This is a genomic window from Bacillus sp. ISL-39, assembly GCF_018613295.1.
Taxonomy (GTDB): domain Bacteria; phylum Bacillota; class Bacilli; order Bacillales; family Cytobacillaceae; genus Mesobacillus.
In genome coordinates this window covers 138182-155799 of the sequence record NZ_JAGGQM010000011.1, presented here as the reverse complement: position 1 = coordinate 155799, position 17618 = coordinate 138182, and the positions used below count along the sequence as shown (strand labels likewise).

The 17618-nt window shown below is 43.5% G+C and carries 15 protein-coding genes; 1 reads left to right on the top strand and 14 read right to left on the bottom strand.

All coding sequences use genetic code 11. The features are described from left to right. Positions 1 to 33 precede the first annotated feature (33 nt). The 9 genes from hflC to J7E37_RS11130 all read right to left on the bottom strand — a co-directional run bounded on the left by hflC (position 34) and on the right by J7E37_RS11130 (position 10131). On the bottom strand, positions 34 to 963 hold the full coding sequence (gene hflC / locus J7E37_RS11170; protein ID WP_214778680.1) for a protease modulator HflC: 930 nt from the start codon (positions 961 to 963) through the stop codon (positions 34 to 36). Beyond that, on the bottom strand, positions 956 to 1924 hold the full coding sequence (hflK, locus tag J7E37_RS11165; protein ID WP_214777803.1) for an FtsH protease activity modulator HflK: 969 nt from the start codon (positions 1922 to 1924) through the stop codon (positions 956 to 958). The genes hflC and hflK overlap by 8 nt, the downstream gene beginning before the upstream one ends. A gap of 372 nt (positions 1925 to 2296) precedes the next feature. Then, complete coding sequence (gene pnpS / locus J7E37_RS11160) at positions 2297 to 4063, bottom strand: two-component system histidine kinase PnpS (RefSeq protein ID WP_215023929.1); 1767 nt, start codon at positions 4061 to 4063, stop codon at positions 2297 to 2299. Further along, positions 4060 to 4776 (bottom strand): response regulator transcription factor, encoded by a 717-nt coding sequence (locus tag J7E37_RS11155; RefSeq protein ID WP_214777799.1) that lies wholly within the window; start codon positions 4774 to 4776, stop codon positions 4060 to 4062. Before J7E37_RS11155 ends, pnpS begins: the two co-directional genes overlap by 4 nt. Positions 4777 to 5095: 319 nt before the next feature. Further along, entirely contained in the window at positions 5096 to 5572 is a 477-nt protein-coding gene (locus J7E37_RS11150; protein WP_214777797.1) for a MaoC/PaaZ C-terminal domain-containing protein, read from the bottom strand. Positions 5573 to 5688: 116 nt separating this feature from the next. Beyond that, positions 5689 to 6627 carry a malate dehydrogenase gene (mdh, locus tag J7E37_RS11145; RefSeq protein ID WP_192471423.1) on the bottom strand — a complete coding sequence of 313 codons (939 nt, stop codon included), beginning with the start codon at positions 6625 to 6627 and terminating at the stop codon, positions 5689 to 5691. A gap of 89 nt (positions 6628 to 6716) precedes the next feature. Then, positions 6717 to 7985: an NADP-dependent isocitrate dehydrogenase gene (gene icd / locus J7E37_RS11140; RefSeq protein ID WP_214777793.1), complete on the bottom strand. Its 1269-nt coding sequence runs from the start codon at positions 7983 to 7985 to the stop codon at positions 6717 to 6719. A gap of 198 nt (positions 7986 to 8183) precedes the next feature. Then, positions 8184 to 9299, bottom strand: a complete 1116-nt coding sequence (gene citZ, locus J7E37_RS11135) for a citrate synthase (RefSeq protein ID WP_214777791.1) — start codon at positions 9297 to 9299, stop codon at positions 8184 to 8186. A 373-nt stretch (positions 9300 to 9672) separates the two neighbouring features. After that, positions 9673 to 10131: a DUF441 domain-containing protein gene (locus J7E37_RS11130; protein WP_192471420.1), complete on the bottom strand. Its 459-nt coding sequence runs from the start codon at positions 10129 to 10131 to the stop codon at positions 9673 to 9675. 390 nt (positions 10132 to 10521) lie between these two features. Between J7E37_RS11130 and ytvI the strand changes: the two genes are divergently transcribed. Next, the gene (gene ytvI, locus J7E37_RS11125) at positions 10522 to 11649 is read left to right on the top strand and encodes a sporulation integral membrane protein YtvI (protein ID WP_214777789.1); all 1128 of its coding nucleotides are present in this window, start codon (positions 10522 to 10524) and stop codon (positions 11647 to 11649) included. A gap of 296 nt (positions 11650 to 11945) precedes the next feature. Here ytvI and J7E37_RS11120 read toward each other — a convergent pair whose 3' ends face one another. The 5 genes from J7E37_RS11120 to accD all read right to left on the bottom strand — a co-directional run bounded on the left by J7E37_RS11120 (position 11946) and on the right by accD (position 17554). Further along, positions 11946 to 12332, bottom strand: coding sequence for an FxsA family protein (locus tag J7E37_RS11120; RefSeq protein ID WP_214777787.1), 387 nt, complete (start codon positions 12330 to 12332; stop codon positions 11946 to 11948). A gap of 318 nt (positions 12333 to 12650) precedes the next feature. Then, positions 12651 to 14411, bottom strand: coding sequence for a pyruvate kinase (gene pyk, locus J7E37_RS11115; protein WP_214777785.1), 1761 nt, complete (start codon positions 14409 to 14411; stop codon positions 12651 to 12653). A 32-nt stretch (positions 14412 to 14443) separates the two neighbouring features. Next, positions 14444 to 15403 (bottom strand): 6-phosphofructokinase, encoded by a 960-nt coding sequence (pfkA, locus tag J7E37_RS11110; protein WP_214777783.1) that lies wholly within the window; start codon positions 15401 to 15403, stop codon positions 14444 to 14446. Between the two features lie 310 nt (positions 15404 to 15713). Beyond that, complete coding sequence (gene accA, locus J7E37_RS11105) at positions 15714 to 16691, bottom strand: acetyl-CoA carboxylase carboxyl transferase subunit alpha (RefSeq protein WP_214777781.1); 978 nt, start codon at positions 16689 to 16691, stop codon at positions 15714 to 15716. Further along, positions 16676 to 17554 (bottom strand): acetyl-CoA carboxylase, carboxyltransferase subunit beta, encoded by an 879-nt coding sequence (accD, locus tag J7E37_RS11100; RefSeq protein ID WP_214777778.1) that lies wholly within the window; start codon positions 17552 to 17554, stop codon positions 16676 to 16678. The genes accA and accD overlap by 16 nt, the downstream gene beginning before the upstream one ends. Positions 17555 to 17618 lie beyond the last annotated feature (64 nt).

The following is a 17618-nucleotide window of genomic DNA, read 5'->3' as shown; positions in this document are numbered from 1 at the left end:
AGAAAGAAAAATAACGGCCTTTTGGTTGCTCTATTAATTTGTGTAACCCATCAACATTCTTGCGTAAGGTGAATCAGATGGAAGGACAATGACGGTTTCGCCATTGATTGTCTTTTTATAGGATTCCAGTGTTCGGAACATCGTGTAGAATTCTGGATCCTTGGAGAAGGTTTGGTTATATACTTTTGCAGCTTCCCCTTCCCCTTCACCTCGGATGGTTTCAGCGTCTGCCGATGCCTTTGCCAGAAGCTCTTTCACTTCCCTGTCCGTCTGGGCGATGACTCTGTTTTTCTGGGCATCTCCCATGGAAAGGTATTCCTGTGCTTTAGACTCACGCTCAGAGATCATCCTCGTAAAAACAGACATTTCATTTTCTTTCGGCAGGTCGGTCCTCTTCATTCGGACATCTGTCACAACGACTCCATAATTACCGCCAGCGAGCAGCTCATTGACTTTTTCAGTCACCCTGTCATTCAATGATCCGCGGGATGACTTTTCATCATTGATGATTTCGTCATAGTCCAGCTTACCAAGCTCAGAACGGACAACCGAATAGATGAATTCCTCCATTCTCGATTCCGCACCCTCTAGAGTTCTCGCATTGGAAATCATCTTTTTAGGATCTTCAATTCGCCAGATGGCATAATTGTCGATCAACATTCTCTTTTTATCCATTGTGTTGATTTCCGCCTGGGAAACATCATATGTCATCTGGTATTTAGGCAGAGTTGTGACACTCTGAATAAACGGGACTTTGTAATTTAAACCAGGTTCATCGATAATCCTGACAACCTCTCCAAATTGCCTTACCACTTTATACTCGCCTTGTTTCACAATGAAAACATTAGTGAAAATGAAGACAAGCAGTGCAATAAGGATGACCAGAAAAATTCCGAATTTAGTATATTTCCGCCAGGAACCACCACTCCGTTCATTTATATCAATCACGTTTTGATCAGCCATTATTCTTTTCACTGCCTTCCTTCTCTGTCTTCGGTTTATCTGCTTCAAGCGGGCGAATCGGGAAATACTTCATTGTATTGCCATCATCGTTCATGATGTAAATTTCCGAACCAGGCAAGACCTGCTCAAGCGTCTCCAAAATTAAACGCTGTCTTGTGATGTCCGGATTGGTTTTGTATTCAACAAGCAGCTTGTTGAATACCGCCACGTCACCTCTGGCCCGTTCGATCCTCGCGGCTTTTTCCCCTTCCGCCCTTGAGATAAGCGCATCCTTTTCCCCTTGTGCTTCGTTCAACTTCTGGTTGCGGTATTTCTTCGCTTCATTTATTTTTGTGTTCATTGTTTCACGCGCATCTGTAACATTGGTAAAAGCCTTGCGCACTTCTTGATTTGGCAATTCAACATCCTGGAGCTTTACACCAAGGACGGATACACCCATATCGTACTTTTCAATCAGTGATGATAATAAATCACGGACTTCCGCTTCGATTTCTGCTTTTCCCGAAGTCAATGCTTCATCAATTTCAGAACTTCCGATAATGCTCCTGACAGACGCTGATGTAGCATCATATAAGATTTCTCTTGGATTATCTGCGTTAAATAAATATTTTTCAGGGTCCGTTATTTTCCATTGAACCACCAGGTCGGCAAGGACGATGTTTTCGTCACCAGTAATCATTTTTGTCTCATCAGGAAATTCTTTGATTTCCCCATTCTTTTCCTCATAACCAAACTGCAGGCTGAATGTTTCCTTCGATAATTTCTCGACACTCTGTATTGGCCAAGGCAGCTTAAAGTGCAAGCCCGGTTCACTAATACCTTCCTCCACTTTTCCAAACGTCAATATGACAGCCTGTTCAGATTCATCTACCGTATACCATGTCGTGAACGCCGAAATACCTAAAATAATGGCCAGGACGACAATCCCGCTCGTCACGTAAATTTGCTTCAAGCTCACCATCTCATTCCCCTCTTCCTATGTTTCTGTCTATGTTTGTTTTTACGTTTAAAAGCCGTAAAAGTTTCAAAAGAATGATAATAGAAAAACAGTTTTGACACAATGGTGTTTTTTGCTTATTGCGAAAATTATAATTGAGGCAAAAAAGCATATGAAAAAAGCACAAGCGGGGTCGGCTTGTGCTTCTTTCTCACTCCTTGGATGAAGGGGTTTTTCACTAATGATTGTAACAAGGAACTGTTAAGGAAAAATAAACCTGTTGTTAAGGGAATGTAAATTCTATTTAAAAAAGAATTAGCCCAATTCAGATTCGAATTGGGCTAAGATGGTATACTTATTAAATTTACACTCGGATATGAGAAATCCAACTTATCTTTATTGAGGAAGCTTCTTAAAAAGCTTGATTGTAAAAGTTGTTCCTTTGCCTATCTGGCTGTCGACTTCGATATGCCCTTTATGAGCTTCAACTATGTGTTTCACAATCGCCAGGCCAAGACCCGTTCCTCCGGAGTTTCGACTTCTTGCCCTGTCCACCCGGTAAAATCGTTCAAATATCCTCGTTATTTCGCTTTTTTCGATCCCTATACCGGAATCCTTGACCACGATGGAAACGGAATCTTCCTGGACAGATAAAGAAATTACAACTGTGCCGCCATTCGGAGTGTAAGTGATGGCATTGCTGACAAGATTGATCAGTACTTGCTTCAGCCTGTCCGCATCTCCTTCAATAACCGCATTATCGCTTGTTTGACCGAGTTTCAGGAGGATATCCTTTTGAGCTGCTTTTCCTTTTAAAATTTCGATGACTTCATTGGATTCTTTTACAAGGTCAACCTTTCCTAATGTCAATCGGAAGCCTTGCTGCTCGATCTTAGACAGGTCTAGCAATTCCTGGATCAGTACCTGGAGACGGTCGCTTTCTTTTAAAATGATTGCCAGGAAAGCTTCCAGCGTCGCTTTATCATTCATGGCTCCATCCAGCAGCGTTTCCGAAAATCCTTTGATCGAGGTGATCGGCGTCTTAAGCTCATGCGAGACATTCGCCACGAAATCCTTCCTTATCTGTTCCAATTTTTTCAGTTCGGTAATGTCATGGAAAACTAGAAGGATTCCTTTCCAGACATTATTTGTCCCGATGATTGGAACCCCGTATACTTCGAAGTGCCGCCTTTCGATTTCCATAGGCAACACAACTTGTTTCCGTACCTTTTGCTCAGTCATGAAAATCTCTTCAACCATATGGGAGACTTCTTCATGCTCAATGACTTCATAATAAAGCTTGTATAGGTATTCAGCAGGCTCTACATTAAAGATTTCCTTGTATGGCTTATTGATCAGGTTGATGAAGCCCCTGCTGTCTATCAGAATCAAACCGCTGCCCATATTCTCAATCAGTGTCGTCAGTCTGTCCTGCTGGGATTCCTTTAGCTTCATTAGTTCCTGAAGATGTCTTGCCAGGATATTAATCGATGAACTCAGCATGCCCGTTTCGTCAATGTGATCCTCATAAGTCCTGGCCCGATAATTCCCTTTTGCCAGCTCGATCGCCACATTTGTCGCAGACTCGATTGGTTTCGTATAGCGGTTAGTGATTCTTGTACCAAGAAGGATGATCACAAACAACGCCATGCCAAGACTGATGGTCAGAATCCACCAGATTTGCCGATAAGCTTTCTGCAGTTCATCAATCTTTGTTGTTAAAAATACATACCCCTCTTTTTTACCATCATGGAGAAGTGGATTCCAATAATAATGAAGATCAAAACCTCCACCCACCTCAAGGTCACTCTGTTCCGACGGTGTGTCTTCCACGATGTCGCCAATTATATCCCTGTGCCGGTTTATTTTAGTGCTTGATAGTTCTCCCGTATCATATTGGATATCACCCTCAAGATCAACAATCGTAATCCTTGCGTTAAGCAAATCGCTCATCCTTGAAATTTCTTCGTTATCCAGTGATGCGAGCCCTCCATTTTGCTCGATATTGGAGGTCAAAAGATTAATCTCAATCTTCAGTCGTTCATTAAATGAATTTATATAATAATTTTTGAATAATTGCCCTAAAAGCAGCCCCAGGCCGATCAACACGATGATGATCAGGGTAATGAGGGCAAACAGGAGACGAGTCCGATACTTTGTCATTCTCCCTTTGGTTCCTCCAGCTTATAACCAAGGCCTCGAATGGTTTTGATATAGGATGGCTTCTTTGTGTTATGTTCAATTTTTTCACGCAAATGGCTTATATGTACATCGACAATCCTTGTATCCCCGGCAAAGTCATAATTCCAGACAGCACTTAGTAACTGGTCTCGTGTAAGAACCCGACCTTTATTCTTCGACAGATAGAGAAGCAATTCGAATTCTTTCGGAGTCAGCTCAAGTAATTCTCCCATAAAATAAGCTTCGTAGAATTCCGGCATGATTTTAAGCTCGCCAATTCTGATCTGCCCCTCGTCCTCCTGCTTTTCTTCCACTGGTTCATGCTGTGCCTGTGTCCTCCGGAGAATCGCTTTTACCCTCGCTACGACCTCACGCGGACTGAATGGTTTGGTCATGTAATCATCAGCGCCTAATTCCAGACCAAGCACCTTATCAAACTCATCATCCTTTGCCGTAAGCATCAAAATCGGCACATTGATTCTCATCTGCCTGAGCTGTTTGCATACTTCCATACCATCCAGCTTTGGGAGCATCAGATCCAAAATCATTAAATCTGGCTTCTCGTCTGCTGCCAGGCGGATCCCTTCCTCACCGTCCATTCCAGTTACCACTGAATAGCCAGCCTGTTCGAGATTATACTTCAACAGTGTCACAATAGATTGTTCATCATCCACAACCAAGACCTTCTTGTTCATATGAGCCTCCAAAAAAGTTATTACCCCTGTTTCATCCAGGCTCTTTTCTCAAACCTTGTTGCTAGAGGCTACAAAATTGGATTGAATGCCAATGTTTCTCTACAAGATTAAAGCTTATTATGAGAAAAGAGCTTGCAAACTTAATACCGACCTACAAAATGGCTTTTAATCACGTTAAAATCGGCTTTAGGATTTTAACAAAAATCTTTATGAAAACAGCCTTCATCCAATAGCTCTATTTACATTATAATATCAATCCAGCAGGTAAAATCAAATTTAAAACAACAAGGGATGCACAAATATTGTGCATCCCAAAAGTTTAAAAGTTTTCTAGTGCTTTTCCGTCCATACGCTGGACTGGGTATGGAGGACAGACGAGCAGTTTCCCCTTTACAACTGTCTCATCCTCTTCATTTTTTCCCATAATCGTGATTTCAACATTATGCTTGCTTTTGATCACTTCTGTTACTTCAAAAAAGAATTGGATTGTTCCATAATGGTAAACTGGCTTAACATACTCAATATCCTGCTTCAGAATATGGCTTCCAGGTCCCGGCAGATACTTTGAAACAGCCGAAGTGATGATTCCATTCAGCATGATTGCTGGAACAATAGGCTTTTCATATGGTGTCTGTGACGCATAATCATGCTGGATATATAAAGGATTCGCATCATTCGTCAATCCCAGATACAACAGGAGATCTTTGTCCTCGATTTTTTCTGTTAATGTCAATTTTTCTCCGACAGTGATTTCTTCTATTTTCCTGCCAAGCTTACGTTTTCTTCCAAGCAGCATAGCATTTACCCCTTTGCAATAGAAGTTCTGGTCCCTAAATCATATACTTTATAAATTGTGTAAAAAAATCGGGGAATATTCCCCGATTTTTAAATTTACTAGTAATCTGTTAACGACTAAGCAAGAACTGCCATGACGTTGCGGACAGCTTCTGCAGACTTATCAAGTGCTGCTTTTTCTTCTGCAGTCAATTCAAGCTCGATTACTTTCTCGATACCGCCTGCTCCAAGGATAGTTGGTACTCCAAGGTATATTCCTTCGTATCCATACTCTCCTTCTAGATATGCAATAGAAGGCAATACACGTCGCTGATCCTTCAGGATAGCTTCGCACATTTCAACCAAGGAAGCTGCCGGCGCATAGTAAGCGCTGCCATTCCCAAGAAGGTTGACGATTTCGCCGCCGCCTTTGCGGGTGCGTTCAACGATAGCATCCAGACGATCTTTTGGAATAAGTGTTTCAAGAGGAATGCCTCCTGCATATGAATAACGCACAAGTGGAACCATGTCATCGCCGTGGCCTCCAAGAACGAAGCCTGTGACATCTTTAACTGACAGGTTTAATTCCTGGGCAACGAAAGTACGGAAACGGGCAGTATCCAAAACTCCCGATTGACCGATTACGCGATTTTTAGGAAAGCCTGACTCTTTGAAAATAGTATATGTCATCGCATCGACAGGATTAGTCAACACAACGATGAAACTGTCAGGAGAGTGCTTGGCGATTTCCTGGGCTACACTTTTCATGATTTTTTGGTTCGTCTGGACAAGGTCATCACGGCTCATGCCGGGTTTTCGTGCAATACCAGCTGTTACAACAACGATGTCTGAGCCTTTCGTATCCTCATAGCTGGAAGTACCGGTAATGTTAGCGTCAAAACCCTGGACGGGGCTCGCTTCAAGCATATCAAGCGCTTTACCCTTTGTAGGGTTTTCCATTTGCGGGATATCGACTAGTACTACATCCCCCAGTTCCTTCTGTGCTAGCAAGAATGCTGTTGTTGCTCCTGTGAATCCTCCACCAATGACTGAAATCTTTTTGCGTTTCAATGACATAAGGCTTCCTCCTCAGAACGAATATATTTTTTAAAATATATGTTATTTATGTAAAGGCTATCCTTATAAAGGATAGCCTCCGCACATTTTTAGCCCATGTTCTTGATCAGTTCATCACCGAACTCAGAAGTCTTGACTTCTGTAGCGCCATCCATCAAACGAGCAAAGTCATATGTTACAACCTTTGAAGCGATTGACTTTTCCATAGACTTGACGATCAGGTTCGCTGCTTCAGTCCAGCCAAGGTGCTCAAGCAGAAGTACACCTGAAAGGATAACTGAAGATGGGTTAACTTTATCTAAACCAGCATATTTAGGAGCAGTACCATGAGTAGCTTCGAAAATAGCGTGGCCTGTTTCATAGTTGATGTTTGCTCCAGGAGCGATACCGATACCGCCTACCTGTGCTGCAAGTGCATCAGAAATGTAGTCTCCGTTAAGGTTCATTGTTGCAACAACATCGAACTCTTTCGGGCGTGTAAGAATCTGCTGAAGGAAGATATCTGCAATCGCATCTTTAACGATGATTTTGCCGGCAGCTTCTGCGTCAGACTGAGCGTTATTCGCTGCATCAGTACCTTGCTCATCTTTAATCTTGTCATACTGAGCCCACGTGAATACCTTATCACCGAATTCTTTTTCAGCAAGTTCATAACCCCAGTTTTTGAACGCGCCCTCTGTGAATTTCATGATATTGCCTTTATGTACAAGCGTTACTGACTTACGGCCTTCAGTGATGGCGTAATTGATCGCTGAACGTACAAGGCGCTCTGTTCCTTCCTTGGAAACAGGCTTGATACCAAGACCTGAAGTTTCAGGGAAACGGATTTTGTTTACACCCATTTCATTTTGCAGGAATCCAAGAAGTTTCTTGACTTCATCAGATCCGCTTGCATACTCGATACCAGCATAGATATCTTCAGTGTTCTCGCGGAAAATAACCATGTCAGTGTCTTGCGGGCGTTTTACCGGAGAAGGAACACCTTCGAACCAGCGGACAGGACGCAGGCATACGAACAGGTCCAATTCCTGGCGCAATGCAACATTAAGGGAACGGATTCCGCCACCGATAGGTGTTGTTAGAGGACCCTTAATCGCGATTAAGTACTCATTGATCAACTCTAAAGTTTCGCTTGGCAGCCACTCACCAGTCTGGTTGAAGGCCTTTTCTCCAGCAAGAACTTCTTTCCAGACAATTTTGCGCTCACCCTTGTATGCTTTTTCAACAGCAGCATCAAGAACGCGGACAGAAGCTGCCCAGATGTCAGGACCTGTACCGTCACCTTCGATAAAAGGAACGATTGGATTGTTTGGTACGTTTAATACTCCATCTTTAACTGTGATTTTTTCACCTTGCATTTTATTCTCTCCCTCCAAAATCCTCATTCATTTCAGAATCAAAGGTTAGCAGGCTTGTTTGCCACTAACCTTGTACGCGGAAATATCAGGCACCCTTTTCACCTATTAAGGAGTTGAAAAGGGTGCTTGACTTCCTTACTCTCCTATTACAGCAATTTTTCACTGAAAAGTAAAATATTGCTCCTCTATCTCTATAAATTATCTCATTTCAATGGCAACATATTCCTGTTTTCCAGGACCTGTATAGTCGGCGCGTGGGCGGATCAGACGGTTATTGTCATACTGCTCAAGGATATGCGCAAGCCATCCGGATACACGGCTTACAGCAAAGATTGGCGTGAACAGGTCATGATCGATGCCAAGGCTGTGGTATACAGATGCCGAGTAGAAGTCAACGTTTGGCGGCAGGTTCTTTTCGCCCGTCACGATTTCTTCAATCTTTGTGGACATTTCGTACCAGTGAGGTTCACCAGTCAGTCCAGTAAGCCTCTTGGACATTTCTCTCAAATGCTTCGCACGCGGATCTCCCAGACGGTATACGCGGTGTCCAAAGCCCATGATTTTTTCCTTGTTTGCAAGCTTTCCACGGATTGCCGGCTCTACATTATCAAGAGTGCCGATTTCTGTCAGCATCTTCATAACTGCCTCATTTGCTCCTCCGTGCAGAGGTCCTTTCAATGCACCGATGGCAGCTGTGACTCCAGAATACACATCAGAAAGAGTCGCAACACATACACGGGCAGTGAAAGTTGAAGCATTAAGTTCATGGTCAGCATGAAGGACTAATGCCTTGTTCATTGCTTCTACTGCTATTTCATCAGGCTCTTCGCCAGTCAGCATGTATAGGAAGTTAGCCGCGAAATTAAGGTCTTCTCTTGGCGCGATAGGCTCAAGACCCTTTCTTACTCTTGCGAAAGCCGTAACGATTGCCGGCATCTTAGCCTGCAGGCGGATCGCTTTGCGATAATTAGATTCTTTTTCCATCACATCAGCTTCATCATCGTACAATCCTAAAAGAGATACAGCCGAGCGAACTGCAGCCATCGGATGGACTTTGTCAATCGGGTACATCTTGAAATGTTCCAGTACTTCTTTTGGCAAAGCTGCATTCTCTGCAAGCTGCTTCTTCAATTCGTCCAATTCTGCCGCTGTAGGAAGCTGGCGATGCCATAATAAGTAAATCACTTCTTCGAAACTAGCATTTTCAGCTAGATCGTCAATGTCATAGCCTACATAAGTCAGCGTGTCATCGATAATAGAGCTGATAGAAGATGTTGTTGCCACTACCCCTTCAAGACCACGTGTTACTGTCATACTCAATCTCTCCTTTGTAGTTAATTTCCCCATATCCCATTTTGTCTGTATGTTGGATTGCTGTTAAAAACAGCGATATCAGAAAAAAGAAATTTCTGACACTTTATACGAAAAGCCGGACCATTCGCCGGCGACAGACCGATTTCAGCCGAAATGCCACTATTATGATGCTATGGGTATCGAGCGCTTGCTCAGGCAACCGGCAAAAAGAAAATGCTTACATTTTGTTAAATATAAAAACCGCGGATTCTCACTCCAGCCCCAGGCCTATGTAGAGGGATGGAAGCAGTTACAAGTCCTATTATAAACAATTATCTGACATTTGTGAATGAAAACAACTTAAATCAATATAAAATATTATTTTACAAAAAGGCTATTTAAAGAATTCAAAGATTTTCATAGCCGCAAATGCGATACCTGCACCAATCAAAGGGCCTACTGCTACTCCTTTGAATAATGAAACCGCCAAAATCGTTCCCAGTACAAGTGCAGTTGTTATATGGGGATCTTCAGCCAGCAAGGTAACCCCGCCTTTTGCAAGCAAAGCAACTGCCATTCCTGAAATCAGGGCGATCCATGCATAAGGTGACTTGAAAGCACCGCCTAAATCTTTGAAGCCGATATCACCGCTGGCGATTGGTGCCAGGACAGCAATAGTGATTACCGTTACACCCCAATTAATACCCTTTCCCTGCAGCAGCGAAAAAGTCTTGGCTTCAAATCCAGCAATCTTCATCACAATCAGGACCAGCACCGCAAAGATTAGTGATTGGTTTTTCGCCAGAAAAGCAATCGCTAATAAAGTTAGTAAAAAAAGCATAGGCTCTAGCATAAATTTGTCATCCTTCCACGGTAAAAACTATTGTAACATAATTTAAAATATTACACCAAGCAAGTGGGATTATCCTTGCTGCACCTTTTGGTTATACAGAGGTTTGCATAAATCCTAGAGCTCTCTATGCATAGAATAGTGTCCGCAAAAACCTATATTTTATATTTTACTTTTTATAGTGAGAATCCCTTTATAAAGTTGTTCGTAAACAATTTCACTCCTGAGTTAGAACTGTATCCCAGGATATTTTGGATTATAAAGGAATTTTAATAATTTAATAGAATCTTTTAAAAAGATAAGCAGTATATTTTAGAAACTGCTAGAACTGGCTTCTAGCTTATACGATGGATAAACAGTATCGACAACCGTATCCAAAAAGGAGGAACCTGTTTGAATCCCGTATACCTATATAGAACATTGCGTTTCATTTTTGTCATCGGCCTAGTAGTGGCCGGCGCGTTTGCACTTTTTTTCGTTTCCAAGGTAACTTATCCATTCATCATCGGCTTCCTGATTGCCTTTATGATGAATCCGCTCGTCAACTTCTTCCAGACACAGGCAAAAATGCCTAGATCCCTGGCAGTATTCATTTCCCTTTTGCTGATTATGCTGGTGTTCGCAGGATTGGTCACATTGCTGGTGGTCGAAATCGCTTCGGGGGCAGAATACCTTGCGAAAGTAGTCCCTGAACATCTGATTACCTTGATTGATTATATTGAACATTTATTTGCCGCTCAACTCATACCCATTTACAACCAGCTAACCGGTATGTTCCAAAGTCTTGAATCAGGCCAGCAGGATACCATATTGGATAATATCCAGAATGTCGGCGCCACCATCGGAACAACAGCAGGGAATTTTATCAAGGACTTTTTTGAAAAAATCCCCAACATTCTGTCCTGGTTCCCAAACGCAGCAACTGTCCTTATTTTTTCGCTGCTGGGTACTTTCTTTATAAGTAAGGACTGGTATAGATTGTCATCAATGGGAACTAAGCTTTTGCCTAATCGCGCAAGGACAAGCAGCAAGACAGTTTTCGACGATTTAAAAAAAGCCTTATTCGGGTTTGTCAGAGCTCAGGCAACATTGGTTTCGATCACTACCGTCATCATTCTGATTGGTTTGTTGATCCTTCGTATCGATTATGCCATCACGATTGCCCTGGTTACCGGTATAGTGGATATTATCCCCTATCTCGGTACAGGTGCAGTTTTCGTCCCGTGGATTATCTATGAGGCGATTGCCGGCGAGATGAGCACGGCAATCGGGTTAGGTATTTTGTATGTTGTTGTATTGGTCCAGAGACAGATCATGGAGCCGAAAATTCTTTCATCAAGCATAGGCCTTGACCCGCTGGCGACCTTGATCGCCCTGTTCGTCGGTTTCAAGACCATCGGCTTCCTTGGACTTATCGTCGGTCCAGTCATCCTGGTAATTTTCAATACCCTGCAGCGCGCGAATGTATTCCGGGATATTTGGTCTTTCATTAAAGGAAAAGACGAAGTCATCATAAAATAAGGTTGTCGTCATGCTGAATGATATGATCTGAGATCAAATGAAGACAGCTTATACTAAAAAAAGCCAACCGATGAGGGTTGGCTTTTTCTATTTGTCCAGCTCCAGTGCCTAGCCAGTTTTCATCCCTGAGAAGGCTTCCTGGAGTATCTTGCGAGAAGCGTTAGCTTTGAGCAGCTCGAGTCACTTCGGTCCGCCCACTGAGGCACACGAGGTGCTAGATGCGCCAGCCACACGATGTGGCGTTTTAGGCGGGCAGTGCTTGTCGAGGCTGATCAAGGTGCTTGAGCTTTTCTTAGTTAACGAATGACTTTGATTGTACCTTTATCAATCCAGTTACGGAATAATTTCATCATCAGTGCTTTGAAAAACTTCCTGGTCGGTGGTGCCAGCAGTAAAAATCCGAGAGTGTCAGTAATGAAACCGGGTGTCAGCAGAAGGGTACCGCCGACGAGAATGCTCACCCCATCCAGGATCACATCTCCAGGCATCATGCCTCTACTTAGCTGGTCCTGAGTTCTTCTTATCGTTTCCAAACCCTGCTGCTTCGCTAAAAAAGCCCCGAGAAAACCTGTAAGGACGATGAGCAGAATCGTCGGCCATATGCCGATTGTTTGACCCGAAAGAAGCAGGATACCAATCTCAGCAGCCGGAACAATGACTAAAAACAAAAAAATATATTTCATTTTCCACCTCAATGTTTTGGAATAGCGTGTCCTTCTATTATACGTGCCGAGCTGTCAGGAAGACAATAATATGATTGCTCGGTATTCCTTTATAGATCAAATACTTGTCATGAATTTAGTTTTAAGTTTGTCTGACCCTGTATCAACTTCAGACATAATAGGTAAGACCAGAGGAGATCTTGCCAGATATTGGACAACTCCGGACAGCTTTTCCTCATTTCCTATGAAAGCTGTCTGAACTTGGGCTAACTTCAGCAACATAAATAAAAGCGTGAAATCAAAAGTTGATTTCACGCTGAATTTGGGACCTATCTAAGATTATAAAACGCTGGCATGTCCTTTGTAGATGACGCCTCTTGCAGAGTCAACCGTGATTTCCTGGCCATCTTCAAATAGTTGCATGGCGTTTTCTACGCCAACGATGACCGGGATTCCAAGATTTAATCCCACTACTGCTGCGTGGCTTGTCAAACCGCCTTCTTGCGTGATCAAGGCGCTGCACTTCTCGAGCGCTGGTACCATTTCACGGTCTGAACCGATTGTTACCAGGATGCTGCCTTGTTTTACCTTACTGATCGCTTCTTGTGCATCCTTTGCGACGACTACTCTTCCGTATGCAGATTTACGTCCGATACCTTGAGCTTTTGCCAGGATATCACCAACTACATGAATCTTCATCAGGTTCGTTGTGCCTGCTTCTCCAACCGGTACTCCTGCTGTGATAACGACAAGGTCACCGTGGGAAACAAGACCGCTGTTCACACTTTCTTCTACTGCGATTGCGAGCATTTCGTCTGTTGTTTCTGCTTTCTGGCCGAGCTGTGGGTATACTCCCCATACAAGAGCCAGGCGGCGAAGAACATGGTCATTCGAAGTTGCTGCAATGATTGGAGCTTTCGGACGGTATTTTGAGATCATACGTGCTGTATGGCCGCTTTCAGTCGGCGTGATGATTGCATTGACTTCAAGGTTCAACGCTGTATGTGCAACCGATTGTCCGATAGCATCCGTAATATTGTGCTCTGTGTCCTTGCTGCGGGCTGATAAAAGCTCTTTATGATCAAGCGCTTGTTCTGCACGTGATGCGATGTTATGCATTGTCTGTACAGCTTCAACTGGATATTGTCCTGCAGCTGTTTCGCCGGAAAGCATGATGGCATCTGTACCGTCAAAGATTGCGTTTGCTACGTCACTTGCTTCCGCGCGTGTAGGACGAGGGTTGCGCTGCATAGAATCAAGCATCTGGGTTGCTGTGATAACAGGCTTGCCTAGTACATTGCACTTTTTGATCAGGTCTTTTTGAACAAGTGGTACTTCTTCAGCCGGAATTTCAACCCCAAGGTCTCCACGGGCAACCATCAGGCCATCAGAAACTTCAAGAATTTCATTGATGTTGTCGACGCCTTCCTGGTTTTCGATTTTCGGGATGATGTGGATATGGGTTCCGTTGTTTTCCTCAAGAAGCTGGCGGATTTCCAACACGTCTGTTGCTCGGCGAACAAAAGATGCTGCGATAAAATCTACGCCTTGCTCAATACCGAAAAGTATATCCTTGGCGTCTTTTTCGGTGATTCCTGGCAAGTTAACAGATACACCTGGGACATTGACGCCTTTTTTATTTTTAAGCGTTCCGCTGTTGAGAACTCGGGTTTTAATTTCATTGCTGGCCTTGTCGATGCTGATAACTTCCAGCCCGATCAATCCGTCATCAAGGAGAATTTTCGCCCCTGGATGTACATCATCAATCAACTGATCATAAGTAACAGAAAACTTTTCTGCAGTACCTAGAACTTCTGTCATCGAAACGATGCACTCCTGGCCAGTCGTTAGCTCGATCGCACCGTTTTCCATATCGTTCGTACGGATTTCCGGGCCTTTTGTATCAAGAAGAATACCAACATTCTTCCCTGTTTTACTTGCAGCTTCTCTGATATTCTTGATACGTGCAGCGTGTTCCTCGTGGTTTCCGTGTGAAAAATTAAGACGGGAAACATTCATACCTGCTTCAATCAATTGAACCAATTTGTCTACACTTTCACTAGCGGGACCAATTGTACAAACAATTTTTGTTTTGCGCATAGCTTGCAACCTCCTGGTTTACTGTAAAGAGATTAGATAGAAAGCTCTTTCGATAGTTTATATAAGTTCAAGTCAACAGTATGTTCTTTTGCCAAAGCTTCAATGATATCGTAATCAACTAGTTGATTGTTTTCCATTCCGACAGCACGTCCGCCTTTACCTTCCAATAAAAGCTCTACTGCCCGTGCTCCAAGCCTGCTTGCAAGTACACGGTCGAATGCTGTAGGCGTTCCGCCGCGCTGAACATGCCCAAGGACTGTTACGCGAGTGTCAAAGTCAGTCTCTTCCTGCAGTTGCTTCGCGAAATCATATCCGTTCATGACACCCTCAGCTACAACAATGATACTGTGTTTTTTCCCGCGTTCATGCCCTTTTTTCAGACGGTGAGCTATATCCTTCATATCATGCGGATCCTCAGGAATCAGGATTGTTTCTGCACCGCCTGCCAGCCCAGCCCATAATGCCAAGTCTCCAGCGTTGCGTCCCATTACTTCCACAACAAACGTTCTTTCATGCGAAGAAGCAGTATCACGGATTTTATCGATTGCATCGATAACAGTATTAAGCGCTGTATCAAATCCGATTGTAAATTCAGTTCCTGGAATATCATTGTCGATGGTGCCAGGCACACCTACACAAGGGAAGCCCTGCTCCGTCAACGCCTTTGCCCCTCTGTAAGAACCGTCTCCGCCAATAACGACTAGCCCGTCAATACCAAGCTTGTTTAACTGCTCGATTCCTTTTTGCTGGCCTTCTTTTGTCTTGAATTCTTCGCTTCTTGCGGAATAAAGGAAAGTTCCGCCACGATGAATGATATCACCAACAGATCCAAGTTCCAGCTTTTTAATATTTCCGCTCATCAAGCCAGCGTATCCGCCATATACACCATAAACCTCTACATCATGGTAGATGGCTTTTCTAACAACCGCACGTACCGCAGCATTCATGCCGGGCGAATCCCCGCCGCTCGTCAAAACACCAATTCTTTTCATCTTTTCACCTCATTCAATATGTACTGTACCAAAAACTAATCAAAATAGTATCCTGTTATTAGCTTATCTTATTATGAACAGAATACCCGGGAATATTTCTAAAATACCACGTAGAATACCGTATCTCAACTGAATCCTCAATATTGACAATAAGACGGAATTATCACGTAATTGCAAGCGCTTCAAAAGGATGTTTACCACAGTTGCGATTGCAATGATGGTTGCTTTTTGATCCATGCTCGAGTTGTCAAGCTTAAGTTTTATAAAATTTGAGCCTTTATAAAAAATAAAACGTGCTGATTGGCACGTTTTATTTTACCCCTATAAATTCAGTTGGAAACGAAAACTCTCCAATTCGTTTGTATTTTTCATATCGCTGGCTCAGCAATGTTTCTTCATCCAGCACAAGCAGTTCGGACATCGAATCTTTTAAAACTTTATCCATATACTTTGCCTGCTGCTTCAGATCTTTATGCGCCCCGCCTTTTACTTCGGGAATGATTTCATCTATAACCCCAAGCCCCTTAAGATCTGGTGCTGTAATCTTCATCGTTTCGGCTGCTTTTTTCGCCAATGAAGAATCCTTCCAGAGAATGGCCGCTGCGCCTTCAGGCGAAATAACGGAGTAGGTGGAGTTTTCCAGCATGTGAATATAATTGCCGACTCCAAGAGCCAGTGCTCCCCCGCTTCCGCCTTCGCCGATGACAACACAGATTACCGGGACCGTAAGTCCAGCCATCTCGAATAGATTGCGGGCAATCGCTTCACTTTGCCCACGCTCTTCTGCCGCTTTTCCGGGATAAGCTCCCTTCGTATCAATGAAGCAAATGATCGGGCGCCTGAATTTTTCAGCTTGCTTCATCAAACGCAGGGCTTTCCTGTAACCTTCGGGATGTGGCATGCCAAAATTCCTGCGGATGTTTTCCTTTGTATCCTTTCCGCGCTGGTGGCCAATGACTGTCACCGGATAGCCATGAAACTTAGCAATACCGCCTACAATTGCTTCATCATCTCCAAATGTCCTGTCACCATGACATTCGAAGAAGTCGGTAAATAGCAAAGAAATATATTCAAGCGTAGTCGGACGATTCGGATGACGGGCAATCTGCACCCTGTCCCATGGTTTCATGTTCTCGTAAATTTCAGATTCGAGCTTTTGGAGCCTTGCTTCAAGTTTATCTATTTCAGAAGTGAGATCGACATCCGCTGTCTTTGTAAATTCCTTTAGCTCGCTGATTTTTTTTCTTAGTTCCAATACCGGTTTCTCAAATTCTAGTTCTCCTGCCATTCGAATGTCCCTCCTGGCTGATGGATTTCAAGTATTCCCGCAATTTTCTCCTTCAGTTCTGTCCTCGGAATCACAGCGTCTAGCTGGCCGTGCTTAAGCAAGAATTCCGATGTCTGGAAGTCTTCCGGCAGTTCTTCGCGGATTGTCTGTTCAATGATTCTTCGTCCTGCGAATCCGATCAAAGCTCCCGGTTCTGCAAGATTGTAATCCCCCAATGAAGCAAAGCTCGCTGAAACTCCTCCTGTTGTCGGGTGAGTCATGATTGAGATGATCAACCCGCCATTATCACTGAACCTTTTCAATGCGACGCTTGTTTTGGCCATTTGCATTAAGCTTAGGACACCTTCTTGCATCCTCGCTCCGCCCGATGCGGTAAAAATGATGAATGGAATGGATAATTCATCGGCTTTTTCAATCGCCCGCGTAATCTTTTCGCCTACCACAGAACCCATGCTTCCCATCCTGAATGTCGCATCCATGACCGCAATCGCGACATCGCAGCCGTTCACACTGCCTATCCCGGTTACTACTGCTTCATTTAAACCTGTTTTTTCCCTGTCCTTGTCGAGCTTACCCTCATATTCAGGAAAACCCAATGGATTGCCTGAGATCATGTCGCGGTCCAGCTCGCGGAAGCTTCCCGCATCGAGAAAGCTATCGATCCGTTCTGCTGAATTCATCTGATGGTGGTAACCGCATTGGAAACACACCTTACAATTTTTATTCAGTTCTTTTGTATACATGATTTTCTTGCAGTTCGGGCATTTCGTCATGATTCCTTCAGGAACATCCTGCTTCGCTGCTTCAGAAGGAATTGTCGCGTACTTTTTCTTTTTCGTTTTCGTAAAAAGCTCCTTAAGCAAGTTAAAACCCCCTCCGAATAATACTGGTTGTTTTGTAATACCTTAAATTTAGGAACAAAGCACT